The sequence below is a fragment of the Cupriavidus sp. 22TCCZM04-2 genome (genome assembly GCF_057798895.1).
The window spans coordinates 311,486-325,604 of record NZ_JBYOJS010000002.1 but is presented as its reverse complement, the minus strand read 5'-3'; the positions used below and the strand labels follow the sequence as shown (position 1 = coordinate 325,604).

Sequence of the window (14,119 nt, the reverse complement as noted above, 5' to 3'; positions counted from 1 at the left end):
GCGGTTCAGACCGGCGTCAGCAGCGGCTCGCCGGCAAAGTGGCGGCGGGCATTCTCGATGAACTGGTCCACCGATGCCTGGATCGCCTCCGGCGACCAGCCGGCCATGTGCGGGGTCAACACCACGTTCGGGCAGTCGAGCAGCACCGTTGGCGGTGCCGGCTCGGTTTCGTAAACATCCAGGCCGGCACCGCGAACGGTCCCCGCGCGCAGCGCCTGCGCGAGCGCGGCGGTATCCACCACGCTGCCGCGCGCGATGTTGACGAGGAAGCCGTCCGGACCCAGTGCGGCCAGCACGCCGGCGTCCACGAGGTGGCGCGTGCCGGCACCGCCGGGCGTCGCGATGATGAGGTAATCGGCCCACTGCGCCAGCGCGGGGATGCTGTCGAAATACCGGTACGTCGTATCGGCTCGCGCCGTGCGGTTGTGATAGCCGATTTCCAGGTCGAAGCCTTCGCCGCGCCGCGCGATGCGGCGGCCAATGGTTCCCAGGCCGACGATGCCCATCCGCTTGCCCGAGAAGTTCGGGCTCAGCGGCAGCGTGTCACGCCACTGGCCGGCGCGCGTGGCGAGGTCCAGTTGCGGGACCGCGCGCACCACGGCCAGCAACAGCGCCATGGCGTGATCGGCTACGCAACTGTCATTGGTGCCGGCGCCATTGGCCACGGCGATGCCGCGCGCGCGGGCATGCGTGTGCGCGATGTTTTCATAGCCGGCGCCGAGCGCGCTGACCAACTCCAGCTGCGGCATGGCGTCGATCTCCGCCGCCGTCAGGCCAATCGAGCCGATCGTGAGTACCGCGCGTACCGTGCTGCCATGCGTAGCCACGGCATCGGCGCGCGCGGCGGCATCCGGCGCGTAGTGCACCGTGAATCGCTCGCCAAGGCTGGCGAGGTGTTGTGACGACATCGGGTTCAGGACAAGCAGGACGGGCTTCATGACGGAGACTGCGGGAGCGACTGCCGTGGTCACGGCGTAGGGCGCAAGGGAGACGAGGCGCACATTCTAGCCCTGCAGCGCCACGCCGCGTGGACGGCTGTCTCTATGTCGGCACGCAGAAACGGGTACGGCTGCCTCCTCGAGCGGTGTTCGCAGAAACGGGTACGCACGCAGAATTGGGTACGCTTTGGTATGCCGTGCTTCAGGAAAGTCGGCATGTTTGCGCGTGCCGGTGCTGGCTTTGACTGCGGAAATCCCGGACGTCCCGGCGCGTTTGGCAGGCACGCAGAAACGGGTACGCTTTGGCCGGCGCGTATCATCGGGAACTCCTTCACTTCCGGAATGCATGCATGCGCGCGATTGGCAATTTCCTCTGGTTCATTCTTGGCGGCGTCTTCATGGGCCTGGCCTGGTGGCTGGCGGGGCTGCTGGCCTTCTGCTCGATCGTCGGCATTCCATGGGGCAAGGCGTGCTTCGTGATCGGCAGCTTCACCTTCTTTCCGTTCGGCAAGCAGGCGATCAGCCGGCGCGAGCTGAACCAGCGCGACGATATCGGCACCGGCGCGCTCGGCATGGTCGGCAATGTGCTGTGGTTCCTCTTTGCCGGGATCTGGCTGGCGATCGGCCACGTGATGTCGGCCATCGCGTGCTTTGTGACCATCATCGGCATTCCGTTCGCCATCCAGCACCTGAAGCTGGCCGGCATCGCGCTGGCACCGATCGGGCAGACCGTGGTGCCCAATGAGGTGGCCGAGGCCGCGCGACGCGGCGCGGCGCGTGACCACGTGGACGGGCTTAGGCGCTAAGCGTCGCCGGCCTGGTCGTCACGCGTGGCGTGGGCCACCAGCTTGTCGAGCAGCCCGCCCAGCACCGCCTGCTCCTGCTCGTTCAGGCAGCCAAAGATTTCCTCGTTGCGGCGGGCGATCATCGCAATGGCCTGCCGATACATCGGCTTGCCTTGCGGCGTTAGCTCGAGCACCACGCCGCGCCCGTCCGCCTCGCTCGCGGACTTGCTGACCAGGCCGCGAGCGACCAGAGCTTGCGCCGAGCGGCTCGCCTGGCCCTTGGTCAGGTTGGCCTTCTGCGCCAGCGCATTGACCGACAGCGGCGCGAACGCGCCAATGGCGGCCAGGCAGCGGCCTTCGCTGAGCAGCAGGCCACATTGCTCCAGGTAGGCGTAGGCGCTGTCCTTGTCGCTGAGTTTGTTGACCTGGTGCAGGCGGTAGGTCAGGAACTGGTCCAGGCGGGGCAGGGCTTTCATAGCGGATCCGTACAGGGGAGCGGAAGTTTACACCCGCGCCCGGGCGGTCTCGATCAAGGCAAGCACCGGGTCCAGTGCCTCCTGGCGGCTCATCAGGCCCAGGCAAACCATGGCGAGCAGCAGCGACGCCTTGTCCTGGCCGACACCGGCCACGGCTTCGCACAAGCGGGTGTAGGCGAGGTCGAGTTCTTCAGCTTGCATGGCGGGCTCCGTCAGCGCGGGGTTTGCAGGAAAGGGGCGAGGGCGGCGCGTACCTGCGCCGCTTGCGGTGCGCGCCAGCGCGCGAGTACATAGCCATCGGGACGGATCACGTACAGCGTGCCCGCTTGCGCGGCATAGCGTGTGAAGGCGTGGCCGTCGATATCGGCCAGCGCGCCGTCCTTTGGCACGCTGTCGGCGGGAACCACCACGCGAAGCTGCACGTTGGCCGCATGCGTCCGCGCAAAGGCCGCCAGTTCAGCAGGCACGGACGCGCGATCGCCGAACCACAGCAGCGTGAAGCGCCGGCCGAAGCTGGCGGTCAGGTGTTCGCCATCGAGTCGCGCTTCCGGCGCGGGCATGCCAGGTGCGGCGCTGGGACAATCGTCGCCGAAGTCCGATGGGCCGTTCAGCGCCGAGCCCGCGCCCGTATAGGCGATCGGCGCCGACTGGCGCGGGTTGATCAGCGAACGCACTGCGGGTTGATCCAGCGCCAGGCGCAGCGTGGCCTCGCGCATCAGGCTGAAGGCGAAATTGGGCGGCGCCATGAACTCCGTGCTCTTGGCGCCGTAGGCGATGTTCTGCCGCGTGGCGTGAACACGTTCGGTCGAATAGGAATCGAGCAGGCTCGCGTCGGCGCGGTCCGCGATGACCGAGGCGAGCTTCCAGGCCAGGTTGCCGGCATCGTCCAGCCCGGAGTTGAGCCCGCGCACGCCGAAAATCGGCACCAGGTGCGCGGCGTCGCCCGCGAACAGCACGCGGCCGTGCCGGTACGCATCGAGCGTGAGGCACTTGGCGTTGTAGATCGAAATCCACAGCGGTTCCCACGGTTCGGTCTCGCCGATCATATCGAGGTGGCTCTGCACGCGCGGCAGCACGTTTTCGGGCTTGACGGCTTCAACCGGATCCTCGTCGTCGCGGATCTGGTAGTCGATGCGCCAGACGTCATCGGGCTGGCGGTGCATCAGGATGGTCGAGCCCGGATTCGACGGCGGATCGAACCACGCCAGCCGCTCCACCTCGCGCCACGTCTTCTGCACGATATCGACGATCACGTAGCGGCCTTCGTACTGCGTTCCTTCCATGCGCAGGCCAAGCTTTTCGCGCACGGTGCTACGGCCGCCGTCGCACGCCACCAGCCATTGGGCACGGACCTGCCGGCTGCCCTGCGCGGTCCCGATGTCCACGCTGACGCCATCCGCATCGTGGCGCACGTCGGCCACGCGCGCGCCGAAGCGCACGTCGGCGTGCGGACCGCAGGCCAGCGCGGCCTGGTGGGCGAAGGCCTCCAGGTAGTACTGCTGGATGTTGACCATCGGCGCAAAGCGCTCGCCGGGTTCGCTTGGCATCTGGAAGTGCAGCACTTCCGTATCGCGGTAGTAGCTGCGCCCGCCGACCCAGGGCAGGCCCTTGTCGACGGTGGCCTGGTCGGCGTGCACCCAGCCGAGGATTTCCAGCGAACGGCGCGACATGCAGATGGCGCGACTGCCTGCGCAGTAGCCGTCATCGGCCTCCACCACGAGCGAGTCAATGCCATGCCGTGCGAGCAGGGCGCTCAACGCCAGCCCTACTGGCCCGCCGCCAGCAATGAGCACCGGGACGGATAAAGGCCATGGGCGCGGCCCGGTGGCAGGCGGTGCGGGCATGGCCGCGCAAGCAGGCACGGAAAGGTCTGGCATGGACACCCTCTGCAAATGTAGTTGTGTACGCAACTATATCGACAATATAGTTGCGCGAGAAACTAGTGTAAACCCAGGCGGAGCCTGCTCTCGCCTATGCTTTGCCTGAAGCACTTGTCCGGCACGCCGCCCTTTGCCATGCCCTCAGTCCCATCAGAAACCGCTCCGCACCTGCACTGGCTACCTGCGCCGGGGAGCTGGCCATACCATCTGCTGCTTGGCGCGGCGGGCATGCTGGTGCTTGGGCCGCTGGGCGGCATTGCCGCGGCCTATATGAACTTCTCGCTCGGCTTTTTCGTTGGCGGCCAGGTGCTGGCCGGCATCCTTGGCTCGGTGGTGACCTGTGGCTACGGTGCCTCGGGGCGGCACGGCGCCAACTACATCCAGACCGCGGCGGCATCGGTCGCCGGCATGGGCGGCATGGCCGTCGTGATCCAGGCGATGAGCTGGCTCGGGTTGGCCCAGCCACCGCTATGGCAATTGATCGGATACATGCTGTGCATCGGCATGTACGGCGTCGGCGTCGGCATGCTGTACACGCCGCTGCTGGTGGACCGCATGCAGCTTACTTTTCCGTCCGGGCTGGCGGTGGCGAATATCCTGCGCGCGCTGACCGATCCGCATCTCTTGCGCCGCTCGGTGTCGCGCCTGGCCGGCGGCATGGCGGCGGGGTTGGCCAGTGGCCTGTGGCTCTCCAGGCTGGCGCCGCTGGCGGCGCTCGATATGTCGGCCTCGACCCTCGGCGCCGGCATGATCGTCGGCGCGCGCATCGGCATTGCCGCGTTGACCGGCGGCCTGGCGGGATGGGCGATGACCCCGACCTTCGTCTCGATCGGCTGGCTGGCCCCGGGCGAGCCCTTCCGCAAGATCACCTTCCTGATCGCGCTCGGCATGATCTTGGGGGCGGCGGTGGTCGACGTCTCGCTGCTGCTGGCGCGTGCGTGGCGACAGTGGCGTGGCGGCACCGCGCCCGCGACGCGGCAAGCCGGCGGGACCGACATGCGCTGGGTGGCGGCATGGGTGCTGTTCTGGGGCGCGGCCGTGGTGGCCGCAGGCGTGGCCTGGTTCGGGCAGCCGCTGGGCTTCCAGCTGATGGCGGTGCTGCTGGTGCTGGTGTTCGCGCTGGTCAATGGCATTTCCGTCGGCATGGTCGACCAGAACCCGATCTCGTCGGCATTCGTGCTGTGCGTGATCCTCATGGCCGCCGCCGGGTTGCGCGCGCCGCATGTCGGCCTGATCGCCGCGACGGTGCTGCTGGTGTCCACCGCCGAGGCCTGCGACATGCAGCAGGACCGCTCCACCGGCTGGCGCCTGGGCAGCAACCGCATGGTGCAGTTCGGCTACCAGGTTGCCGGGATCATCGTCGGCGCGCTGCTTGCCGTGGCGCTGGCGCGGCTGTTCATGCTGGCGTATCCGGTGCTGGCGCTGGACCAGACCGTGCTCACGGCCGCGCAGCAGCCGGCGCGCTGGACCTCGGCCATGACCTACAAGATCGTCGGCGTGCTGCGCGGGCTGGCCGAGGCACGGGGCTACCAGCACCTTGCCGTCATCATGGGGGCAGTGATTGGCCTGGTGACGGAAGTGCTGCGCAAGGGGCTGCGGGCGCACGCGGGCTACCGGCGCTTCGCACAATCGGGCAAAGCGGGCCGGACGGTGGATTTCGCGCTGGACGCCGTCTTGCTGCCCTCTCCGTATGCCTCGTCGTTCGGCGGCTTCGTTAATCTGCCCGCCGCGGCATGGATGGCGGCCGGTGGGGTCGTGACGGGCCTCGCCGAACGGTTCGGGCCACGCCGGCCAAGCCAGCCCATGCCGGACGACATGAGCACCACGTCGCTGGTTGGCGGCGGGATGATCGCCGGCGATGCACTCGCAGCAATGGCAATCGGCCTGGCAGGACTGCTTGCCGTCACACGCGACTGAATGTCAAATTTTGTTGACGCTTCTGTTCAATATCGGGTGGATTGTCAAATCAGGCGGTGCGCGTACCATTGGCGCCCATACTGTCGAATTGGCTTGATCGGAGAACCAACATGGCCCTTGACCAGGAATCCTTTGCCCTGCTGCGCGCCTCGGTGCAGCGCTTTATCGACGAACGCCTGAAGCCGGCTGAAGACACGCTCGAAGAGCTCGACGACGTGCCGGCCGATATCGTCGCCGACATGAAGGAAATGGGCCTGTTCGGCATCTCCATCCCGGAAAACTATGGCGGCATCGGCTTGTCGATGTCGCAGGAATGCGACGTGGTCTACGACCTGGGCCACACTGCGTTCGCGTTCCGTTCGGTGTTCGGCACCAATGTCGGCATCGGCTCGCAAGGCATCCTGATGGATGGCACCGAAGCGCAGAAGCAGGCCTACCTGCCGAAGATCGCCAGCGGCGAGCTGATCATCTCGTTTGCGCTGACCGAGCCGAACGCCGGTTCCGACGCTGCTTCGCTGCAGACCAGGGCCGAGCTGGACGGCGACCATTACGTCATCAACGGCACCAAGCGTTTCATCACCAACGCGCCACGCGCCGGTGCCTTCACGCTGATGGCGCGCACTGGCGGTCCCGGTGCCTCCGGCATCTCGTCGTTCATTGTGCCGGCCGACACCCCGGGCATCTCGCTGGGCAAGCCGGACAAGAAGATGGGCCAGCGCGGCACCAAGACCTGCGACGTGGTGCTGGAAAACGCGCGCGTGCCGGCCGCCAACATCATTGGCGGCGTGCCCGGCGTGGGTTTCAAGACTGCGATGAAAGTGCTCGACCGCGGCCGCCTGCACCTGTCGGCGCTGGCCTGCGGCATGGCGCACCGCCTGATCACCGACGCCGTGGCCTATGCCAAGGAACGCAAGCAGTTCGGCAAGCCGATCGGCGACTTCCAGCTGATCCAGGGCATGCTGGCCGACAGCCAGGCCGAGTTGTACGCGGGCCTGTCGATGATGCGCGATTGCGCGCAGCGCTATGACGCCAAGCCCGCCGGCAAGAGCGACCCGGAAGTCAGCATGCTGGCCTCGTGCACCAAGATGTTCTGTACCGAAATGGTCGGCCGCATCGCCGACCGTGCCGTGCAGATCCATGGCGGCGCGGGCTACATCGCCGAGTACACGGCCGAGCGCTTCTACCGCGACGTGCGCCTGCTGCGCCTTTACGAAGGCACCACGCAGATCCAGCAGGTCATTATCGCCAAGCACCTGCTGCGCGACTGATGGCGGTCACGGCTGCGGGACGCGACCCGGGCAGCCTTCCGGATGGCCGTGGCGTGCGTCGCCTGCGCGCCGTGGTGGCGACCTACCGGACGGATTTTCCGGCCTACACGCTGGCGGTGTCGCCGGCCGAGCTGATGGCGCTCAGCGCCATGCCCGGCGACCTGGCCGCGGCGCGCGATCCGCGCGCGCATGCGCACCTGGAGCGCCTGCGTGAAGACGTGCATGCCAGCGGCATCGCCCTGCCCGGCGCGATCGTGGTGGCGGTAAGCGGGGGCCGCATGCATTGCGAATGCGACCACCTGTATGCGCTGGAAATGCGGCCACAGGCCGGTGACCGGCTGATTGTGATCGATGGCTATGAGCGCCTGCTCGCGCTCGCCCATGGCGAGCGTCGCCACTGCCAGACGCTGGTGTCGGCGGTGCTCTGGCATACCGCGATCCAGCCGGCGGCAACCCCCTGCGCCGCCGTTGTCGAGGATGTGGCCGGCAGTGCGATGGTGCAGTCAGCCGCCGCGCGCTGGGCCAATGCCGCGCGCGTCTGGCACTGAGTGAGTCGCTGCCCGCTATGAAGCAAACATGCCGCCGGTTGGCGGCATGTTCGTTTTGGGAGGATTCGGAACCGGCGCCCGCGCCTTATTGCAGGAACCGGCGCTCGCGCCTGCCTTATTCGGCGGGCCAGACGCAGTCCACGTCCCGCAGCAGGTGTCCGGCAAGAATGTAGTCGCCAAGCCGTGTGGCCCGGGCTTCGAGATCGAGCAATTCGTGGTCCGTCAGCGTGCCGAGATCGAACTGGCAGTACAGGTTACGTTGCCGGAACGTTGCCTTGACCTTGGCGAGGCCCTCGATCAGCGCTTCGCGCGAACGTACGGCGACACTTTCCTGGCCGCGATACTGCACCTTGATGCCGCGCTTCTCCCCGAGCCTGCCGAGTTCGACGGCGTCCTGCCATCCGGTCTCGTAGTCCAGCTCCAGACCCAGCACGCCTTCCGCGGCGAGAAGCCGGAGCGCTTCCGCCTTGCTGCCAGCCCGCACGTTTGACATCCACACCTCTTATCTCTACTTATACTGTACGAATATACAGTCAACACCAGGGCACGGCAAGGGGCTGCCCCGCTCCGGCGCCCGGCTGGCTGCCGGAGCGTCGGTCCATTCTGGCCTGTCTCCTTGTCGCTTGCGTGACAGCGGCTACGGGCGCGCAGCCGGCGCCTCGCCTGCGGCGCCATCGGGTACCGGGGCGGTGGCGAAGTCGCCCGCGTAGACTTGCGACAGCCCGTCCGGGCGCACGTACTTGCGAATCGCCGCATTCACCGCCTCGGGCGTGGCCGCGCGCAATCGCGCTTCCAGTTCTTCGGTGTAGGCCATGGTGCGGCCGAGGTAAAGCTGATTGGCGAGCGCGCCGGCCAATGCGCCGTCGCTGCTGCGGCTCACCATGCCCTGCTGCAGGATGCCGCTGACGGCTTCCGACAGTTCGGGCGCGCTGATGCCGTCGCGCACGAAGCGCTCCAGCTCTTCGGACACGGCCCGTTGCAGGCGCTCCAGGTTCTGCGGGGCATATTGCGCCTGCAGGCCGAAGCGGCCCGCACGGTCCAGCGCACCCACGTTCACCCAGCTCGACGCACCATAGCTGAGCCCTTCCTTCTGACGCAGGCGGTCGGCCAGGCGACTGCGCAGCGAGCCGCCGCCAAAGACGCGGTTGGCGATCAGCATCAGTGCGAAGTCAGGTTGGTCGCTGACCAGGTCGATCGGTTCGGCGGCGACGTACACGGCGTTGGCCTTGCCGGGCGTGGCGAGCGTGAAGTCGGCCGGGGCAATCGCCACGAAGGGCCGGTCCACGCGCGCAAACGGCTGTTGCGCGCGCCAGTCGCCGAACAGCTCGGCCGCCTGCGCGGTGGCCGCGTCGGCATCGAAGTCGCCCACCAGGCTCAGTTGCGCATTGCCCGTGCCGTAGAAGCGCGCATGGAAATCGCGCACCTGCTCCAGCGTGGTGGCCTTGAGCGCGGCAATGGTCTCGTCGAACGTGGGCGCGTGGCGCGGATCGCCGGCCGGGTAGGGGTCGCCATGGCGGCCCAGCGCATCGGCGGCCATCACGCCCGGCTGCCGGCGCACGCTTTCGATATCGGCGATGGCGGTGCTGCGCAGCGTGTCGAATTCCGCCTGCGGGAAGGTGGGCGCGCGCAGGATGTCGCGCACCAGCGCCAGCAGTTCCGGCAGCTGTTCGCGCCGGGTCTCGAAGCTGACAGTGACGCGCTCGGAGCCACCCGAGACCATCACGCGCGCGCGCAGGGCCTCGATGCGGTCGGCAAGCTGCAGGCGGTCCATGTTGCCGGCACCGCGCTTGAGCATCGATGCCGCCAGGTCACCCACCGTGGTCAGGCCCTGCAGGCTTTCGACATCGCCCATGCGCAGGATCAGCGTGCCGTTGACCACGCCGCCGCGCGTGGGCTTGGGCAGCAACGCCAGCTGCATGCCGTTGGCCAGGGTCTGGCGCCGCGTGTGTGCCTCGATGTTGGCCGGGCTCGGATCGAACGCCGGCACTGCCGCCAGCGCCGGCTTGCCCTGGTAGCCGCGCACCTGCGCCGCCACGTCGGGGGTCGCGGGAATCTGCGCGCGCAGCGGCTTGTCCTGCGGCAGGAACACGCCCACCGTGCGGTTCGAAGTCTGGAAGTAGTTGAGCGCGACGCGCTGCACGTCTTCGAGCGTCACGGTCTCGATGCGGTCGCGCGCGATCAAAAACAGGCGCCAGTCGCCCTTGGCAATGGCTTCCGACAGCGCAATGCCAAGTGCGCCCGGATCGTTCAGGTAGTGCTCGTAGGCGTTGCGCATGCGCACGCGCGCCCGCTCCAGCTCCTCGGGCGTCACGGGCGCTTCGGCGAAGCCCTCGACCTGCGTGATCAGCCCCGCGCGCGCCGCTGCCAGCGACTGGTCCTTCGATGTCTCGGCCATGAACAGCAGCGTGCCCGGGTCCTTCATCGCACTGAACGAGGTGCCGACCGAGGTGGCCTTCTTCTGCTCCACCAGCGCCTTGTACAGGCGCCCGCCGGGCGTGTCGCCGAGGATGATGGTCAGCATTGACAGCGCGGTGGTATCGGGGTGGGCGCCGGCGCTGACGTGGTACTGCGCCGCCACCAGCCCGCTGTCGCCGGGGCGCGTCACGACGAGTTCGCGCGCTCCTTCCTGCGGCGGTTCGACGGTGTGCTCGGGTGGCAGCACGCGCGTCGGGCGCGCGATCGGGCCGAAATAGCGTTCGATGCGCGCGATCGCCCACGCCGGATCGAACTTGCCGGCCACCACCAGCACCGCATTGTCGGGCTGGTAGTAGCGGCGGTAGAACGCGCGCAGGTTGTCGATGCTGACCTGCTCCACGTCGCTGCGCGCGCCGATCGGCGCCTTGCCGTAGTTGTGCCAGCGGTACGAGGCGGACATCATCTGCTGGATCAGCATGCGGCCCGGGCTGTTCTCGCCCATCTCCATCTCGTTGCGCACCACCGTCATCTCGCTGTCGAGGTCGGCGCGCGAGACGAAGCTGTTGACCATGCGGTCCGCCTCCATGCGCAGCGCCCAGTCGAGGTTGTCGTCGCTGGCGGTGAAGGTCTCGAAGTAGTTGGTGCGGTCCTGCGCCGTGGTGCCGTTGGATGACATGCCGCGCCGCGCGAACTCGGTCGGGATGGTCTTGCTCGGCAGCGTGGGCGTGCCCTTGAACAGCAGGTGTTCGAGCAGGTGCGCCATGCCGGTCTCGCCATAGTTCTCGTTGCGGCTGCCGACCAGGTAGGTCATGTTGACCGTGGTGGTCGGCTTGGCCGCATCGGGCGCGAGCACGATGCGCAGGCCATTGGGCAGCCGGTACTCGGTGATGCCCTCGACCGAGGTGACCTCGACCGCGCTTGCCGTCGCCTGGCCTGACGGCGCAGCCGTTGTGGCTGCGGCCGGCGCGGCTCCGGCAGCCCCAGGCAGTTCCAGCCATAGCAGCCCCGCGAGCGCGAGCGAGCAGGTCAGCGGAAGCGGTTTGACTGGGCGCATGGAATCTCCGGGAAACAACACAGGCTGGTGATTCTAGCCGGACTGGGTTTGCCATGACTGTGCTCCATGGCACGGTCGCTGGCCAGAGGGGAATGTCCGAATCCAGCGGGTGCGGGCCTGCCTGAAGCGGTAGCATGCCTGCATGGAACTCGATCCCGATACCTGCTACAAGGCCGTGGCCTCGCACGACCGCCGCTTCGACGGCCGCTTCTTTGTCGGCGTGTCGTCCACGGGCATCTATTGCCGGCCCGTGTGCGCGGTGCGTACCCCGAAGCGCGAGAACTGCACCTTCTACGAAAGCGCCGCGGCGGCGGAGAAGCAAGGCTTCCGCCCTTGCCTGCGCTGCCGACCCGAACTGGCGCCCGGCCACGGGCTGGCCGATCTGTCCGGCCGCCTCGCGCAGGCTGCGGCCACGCTGATCGACGAAGGCTTCATGGCCGATGCCGGCGTGGCCGCACTGGCGGCGCGCATCGGGGTGACCGAACGCCACCTGCACCGCCTCTTCACGGCGCAGTTCGGCGTGTCGGTGCTGGAGTACGTGCAGACGCAGCGCCTGCTGCTGGCCAAGCGGCTGCTGACCGATACCGCGTTGCCCGTGACCGAAGTGGCGCTGGCCGCGGGCTTCGGCAGCGTGCGCCGCTTCAACGACGTGCTGCGCACGCGCTACGGGCTGACGCCGATGGCCTTGCGCAAGCGCGCGTCCGACGGCGTGGCCGACCGGCTGGTGTTCGAGCTGGGCTACCGCCCGCCGCTGGCGTGGCAGGCGCTGCTGAGCTTCCTGGCCGTGCGCGCGGTCGATGGCATCGAGCAGGTGCGCGATGGCGCCTATGCCCGCACGCTTGCGGTGGAAGCCGGGGGCGTGATGCATCGCGGCTGGCTGCGGCTCGACCACGTGCCTGCGCGGTCAGTGCTGCGCGTGACCCTGTCGGCTTCGCTCGCGCGCGTGATTCCGCAGGCGCTGGGCAAGGTGCGGCGCTTGTGCGACCTCGGCTGCCGGCCCGATATCGTCGACCGCCATCTCGGCGAACTGGCCAGCGATGTGTCTGGCATGCGGCTGCCGGGCAGCGTCGATGGTTTCGAGATCGCGGTGCGCGCCGTGATCGGCCAGGTGATTTCGGTGGTGCAGGCCCGGCGTATCCTGGCGCGGCTCGCGCAGGCGGCGGGAGATGCCTTGCCAGCCGCGGCGATGCCAATCGATGGTTGTATGCCGCTGCAGCACTGTTTTCCCTGCGCCGCAGCGCTGGCCGCGCTGCCCGATGCCGCAATGGCCGCCGCCGGCGTGTCGCAGGTCAAGGCGCGTACGCTGCGCGCGCTCGCGCAGCGCGTCGCCAGCGGCGCGTTGCCGCTGGGCCCGCACACGGCGCCCGAACAGACCGTGGCGGCGCTGCGCGAGATCGACGGGATCGGCGACTGGACGGCGCAGTACGTCGCCATGCGCGCGCTGGGCTGGCCCGACGCGTTCCCGGGCACCGACTATGCGTTGCGCAAGATGCTGGGCGTGAACACCGTGCGCGCCATGCAGGCCCGCACCGCGCAGTGGGCGCCGTGGCGCGCCTATGCCGCCATCCACCTGTGGCATCGCTATGAAGCGATGAAGTCACAGGGCGACGGCGCAGTGGTACCTTTGGCAGCCATGATTCCTGTCAATTCCGATATCGAGGTGACGACATGACCAGCTACCGCCTGATCGACAGCCCGCTTGGCGCCATGCTGCTGCGCGCGGAGGGCAGCTTCCTGACAGGTATCTATTTCGACGGGCAGAAGTACTATCCGCACGGCGCGGTGCCGGGCGCCGCGCCCGAAACCACCGCGCGCCTGTTCGACGACGTGGCGGCGCAGATTGCGGCCTACTTCGATGGATCGCTCGAAGCGTTCTCGCTGCCGCTGCGGCTGGCGGGCACCGACTTCCAGATGCGCGTGTGGGAGGCGCTGCGTGCCATTCCTTTTGGCGAGACGGTGTCCTACGGCCAGCTCACCCGGCAGCTCGAACTGCCGCATGGCCATGTCCGCGCGGTCGGGGGCGCGGTGGGGCGTAATCCGCTGTCGGTGATCGTGCCGTGCCACCGCGTGCTGGGCGCCGACGGGGACCTGACTGGCTATGCGGGCGGAACTGACCGCAAGCGCGCGCTGCTCAAGCTCGAAAGCTTTGCCGCGGCCGCGCGCCTGCCGATCATGCAGCAGTCCGCGCTGGCGTTAGCGTAGGCGCGGCAGCGCAGCCAGCATGGCCCGCCTGTTTATCGCCGTGGAAACACCGCCGGCGGTCGCGGCGCATCTGGTGGGCATCGTGCCGGCGGCAAGCGGCATCCGCCCCACGCCAGCCGCGCAGGTGCACCTGACCTTGCGTTTCCTGGGCGAGTGCGATGCGGAGCAGGCCGGACGCATCACCGCCGCGCTCGACACGCTGGCGGCCGAGGATTTCGCGCTGCGCGTGACGGGCGCCGGACGCTTTCGCGGCCAGCAGGGCAGCGTGCTGTGGGCCGGCCTTGCGCCATGTCCCGCGCTCGACGCGCTCCATGTGGCCGTGACCGATTGCCTGCAGGCCGCAGGCATCGCGCCCGAGCGGCGCCGTTTCCGCGCCCACCTGACCCTCGCGCGGTGCCGCCCGGCCGTCCCCGACGCGATGCTGCGCGACTGGGTAGCCGCGCATCGGGAGCTTGCCGTGCCGCCCTGGCAGGCACGGCGTTTCGTGCTGTTCGAGAGCCGCCTCGACCGGCACGGTGCCACGCACGCGCCGATCGCCGCGTGGCCGCTCATCGACCCCGGCGACGCGCACACGATGGCAAGCGTACCCGTTTCTGCGTGAACGGGATTCGGCCCGCCGCAGCGCGAAAGCGGCGC

General features: G+C 68.4%; 13 protein-coding genes. 7 read left to right on the top strand and 6 right to left on the bottom strand.

Annotated elements, in window-relative coordinates; translation table 11 throughout:
* Positions 1 to 5 precede the first annotated feature (5 nt).
* Positions 6 to 938, bottom strand: a complete 933-nt coding sequence (locus AC3FKG_RS04900; RefSeq protein WP_488742550.1) for a 2-hydroxyacid dehydrogenase — start codon at positions 936 to 938, stop codon at positions 6 to 8.
* Positions 939 to 1,288: 350 nt separating this feature from the next.
* Here AC3FKG_RS04900 and AC3FKG_RS04895 point away from each other — a divergent pair, with 350 nt between their 5' ends.
* The gene (locus tag AC3FKG_RS04895) at positions 1,289 to 1,744 is read left to right on the top strand and encodes a YccF domain-containing protein (RefSeq protein ID WP_483712843.1); all 456 of its coding nucleotides are present in this window, start codon (positions 1,289 to 1,291) and stop codon (positions 1,742 to 1,744) included.
* Here the strand turns inward: AC3FKG_RS04895 and AC3FKG_RS04890 are convergent.
* The 3 genes from AC3FKG_RS04890 to AC3FKG_RS04880 are packed head-to-tail and all read right to left on the bottom strand — an operon-like array spanning position 1,741 to position 4,076.
* Positions 1,741 to 2,199 (bottom strand): MarR family winged helix-turn-helix transcriptional regulator, encoded by a 459-nt coding sequence (locus tag AC3FKG_RS04890; protein ID WP_483712844.1) that lies wholly within the window; start codon positions 2,197 to 2,199, stop codon positions 1,741 to 1,743. The two genes, AC3FKG_RS04895 and AC3FKG_RS04890, sit on opposite strands and share 4 nt — an antisense overlap.
* 27 nt (positions 2,200 to 2,226) lie before the next feature.
* A complete protein-coding gene (locus AC3FKG_RS04885) occupies positions 2,227 to 2,400 on the bottom strand; it encodes a hypothetical protein (protein ID WP_483712845.1) in 174 nt (57 codons plus the stop codon).
* Between the two features lie 11 nt (positions 2,401 to 2,411).
* Positions 2,412 to 4,076, bottom strand: a complete 1,665-nt coding sequence (locus AC3FKG_RS04880; RefSeq protein ID WP_488742549.1) for an FAD-dependent oxidoreductase — start codon at positions 4,074 to 4,076, stop codon at positions 2,412 to 2,414.
* A gap of 138 nt (positions 4,077 to 4,214) precedes the next feature.
* On the opposite strand from AC3FKG_RS04880, the gene AC3FKG_RS04875 reads away from it, so the two are divergent.
* The 3 genes from AC3FKG_RS04875 (at position 4,215) to AC3FKG_RS04865 (ending at position 7,812) form a co-directional block, all read left to right on the top strand.
* Positions 4,215 to 5,996: an OPT/YSL family transporter gene (locus AC3FKG_RS04875; RefSeq protein ID WP_488742548.1), complete on the top strand. Its 1,782-nt coding sequence runs from the start codon at positions 4,215 to 4,217 to the stop codon at positions 5,994 to 5,996.
* 110 nt (positions 5,997 to 6,106) lie between these two features.
* Positions 6,107 to 7,264, top strand: coding sequence for an acyl-CoA dehydrogenase family protein (locus AC3FKG_RS04870; protein ID WP_483712847.1), 1,158 nt, complete (start codon positions 6,107 to 6,109; stop codon positions 7,262 to 7,264).
* Complete coding sequence (locus tag AC3FKG_RS04865; RefSeq protein WP_483712848.1) at positions 7,264 to 7,812, top strand: hypothetical protein; 549 nt, start codon at positions 7,264 to 7,266, stop codon at positions 7,810 to 7,812. The genes AC3FKG_RS04870 and AC3FKG_RS04865 overlap by 1 nt, the downstream gene beginning before the upstream one ends.
* Positions 7,813 to 7,927: 115 nt before the next feature.
* Here AC3FKG_RS04865 and AC3FKG_RS04860 read toward each other — a convergent pair whose 3' ends face one another.
* Both AC3FKG_RS04860 and AC3FKG_RS04855 read right to left on the bottom strand, forming a co-directional pair.
* The gene (locus AC3FKG_RS04860; RefSeq protein WP_483712850.1) at positions 7,928 to 8,305 is read right to left on the bottom strand and encodes a PHA-granule associated protein 4; all 378 of its coding nucleotides are present in this window, start codon (positions 8,303 to 8,305) and stop codon (positions 7,928 to 7,930) included.
* 144 nt (positions 8,306 to 8,449) lie between these two features.
* Positions 8,450 to 11,281: a M16 family metallopeptidase gene (locus tag AC3FKG_RS04855; RefSeq protein WP_488742547.1), complete on the bottom strand. Its 2,832-nt coding sequence runs from the start codon at positions 11,279 to 11,281 to the stop codon at positions 8,450 to 8,452.
* Between the two features lie 142 nt (positions 11,282 to 11,423).
* Between AC3FKG_RS04855 and AC3FKG_RS04850 the strand changes: the two genes are divergently transcribed.
* From AC3FKG_RS04850 to thpR, 3 genes are read left to right on the top strand one after another with little or no spacing between them, the layout of a single operon-like run.
* Positions 11,424 to 12,953 (top strand): DNA-3-methyladenine glycosylase 2 family protein, encoded by a 1,530-nt coding sequence (locus AC3FKG_RS04850; RefSeq protein ID WP_488742546.1) that lies wholly within the window; start codon positions 11,424 to 11,426, stop codon positions 12,951 to 12,953.
* Complete coding sequence (locus AC3FKG_RS04845) at positions 12,950 to 13,483, top strand: methylated-DNA--[protein]-cysteine S-methyltransferase (protein ID WP_488742545.1); 534 nt, start codon at positions 12,950 to 12,952, stop codon at positions 13,481 to 13,483. Before AC3FKG_RS04850 ends, AC3FKG_RS04845 begins: the two co-directional genes overlap by 4 nt.
* 19 nt (positions 13,484 to 13,502) lie before the next feature.
* The gene (thpR, locus tag AC3FKG_RS04840; RefSeq protein ID WP_488742544.1) at positions 13,503 to 14,084 is read left to right on the top strand and encodes an RNA 2',3'-cyclic phosphodiesterase; all 582 of its coding nucleotides are present in this window, start codon (positions 13,503 to 13,505) and stop codon (positions 14,082 to 14,084) included.
* The last annotated feature ends 35 nt before the right edge of the window (positions 14,085 to 14,119 follow it).

Excerpts from the sequence above, each read along its gene's own strand:
- AC3FKG_RS04850 (WP_488742546.1), top strand. The coding sequence starts at position 11,424 with ATGGAACTCGATCCCGATACCTGCTACAAGGCCGTGGCCTCGCACGAC.
- AC3FKG_RS04845 (WP_488742545.1), top strand. The coding sequence starts at position 12,950 with ATGACCAGCTACCGCCTGATCGACAGCCCGCTTGGCGCCATGCTGCTG.
- AC3FKG_RS04890 (WP_483712844.1), bottom strand. The coding sequence starts at position 2,199 with ATGAAAGCCCTGCCCCGCCTGGACCAGTTCCTGACCTACCGCCTGCAC.
- AC3FKG_RS04875 (WP_488742548.1), top strand. The coding sequence starts at position 4,215 with ATGCCCTCAGTCCCATCAGAAACCGCTCCGCACCTGCACTGGCTACCT.
- AC3FKG_RS04865 (WP_483712848.1), top strand. The coding sequence starts at position 7,264 with ATGGCGGTCACGGCTGCGGGACGCGACCCGGGCAGCCTTCCGGATGGC.
- AC3FKG_RS04855 (WP_488742547.1), bottom strand. The coding sequence starts at position 11,281 with ATGCGCCCAGTCAAACCGCTTCCGCTGACCTGCTCGCTCGCGCTCGCG.
- thpR (WP_488742544.1), top strand. The coding sequence starts at position 13,503 with ATGGCCCGCCTGTTTATCGCCGTGGAAACACCGCCGGCGGTCGCGGCG.
- AC3FKG_RS04895 (WP_483712843.1), top strand. The coding sequence starts at position 1,289 with ATGCGCGCGATTGGCAATTTCCTCTGGTTCATTCTTGGCGGCGTCTTC.
- AC3FKG_RS04900 (WP_488742550.1), bottom strand. The coding sequence starts at position 938 with ATGAAGCCCGTCCTGCTTGTCCTGAACCCGATGTCGTCACAACACCTC.
- AC3FKG_RS04885 (WP_483712845.1), bottom strand. The coding sequence starts at position 2,400 with ATGCAAGCTGAAGAACTCGACCTCGCCTACACCCGCTTGTGCGAAGCC.
- AC3FKG_RS04870 (WP_483712847.1), top strand. The coding sequence starts at position 6,107 with ATGGCCCTTGACCAGGAATCCTTTGCCCTGCTGCGCGCCTCGGTGCAG.
- AC3FKG_RS04880 (WP_488742549.1), bottom strand. The coding sequence starts at position 4,076 with ATGCCAGACCTTTCCGTGCCTGCTTGCGCGGCCATGCCCGCACCGCCT.
- AC3FKG_RS04860 (WP_483712850.1), bottom strand. The coding sequence starts at position 8,305 with ATGTCAAACGTGCGGGCTGGCAGCAAGGCGGAAGCGCTCCGGCTTCTC.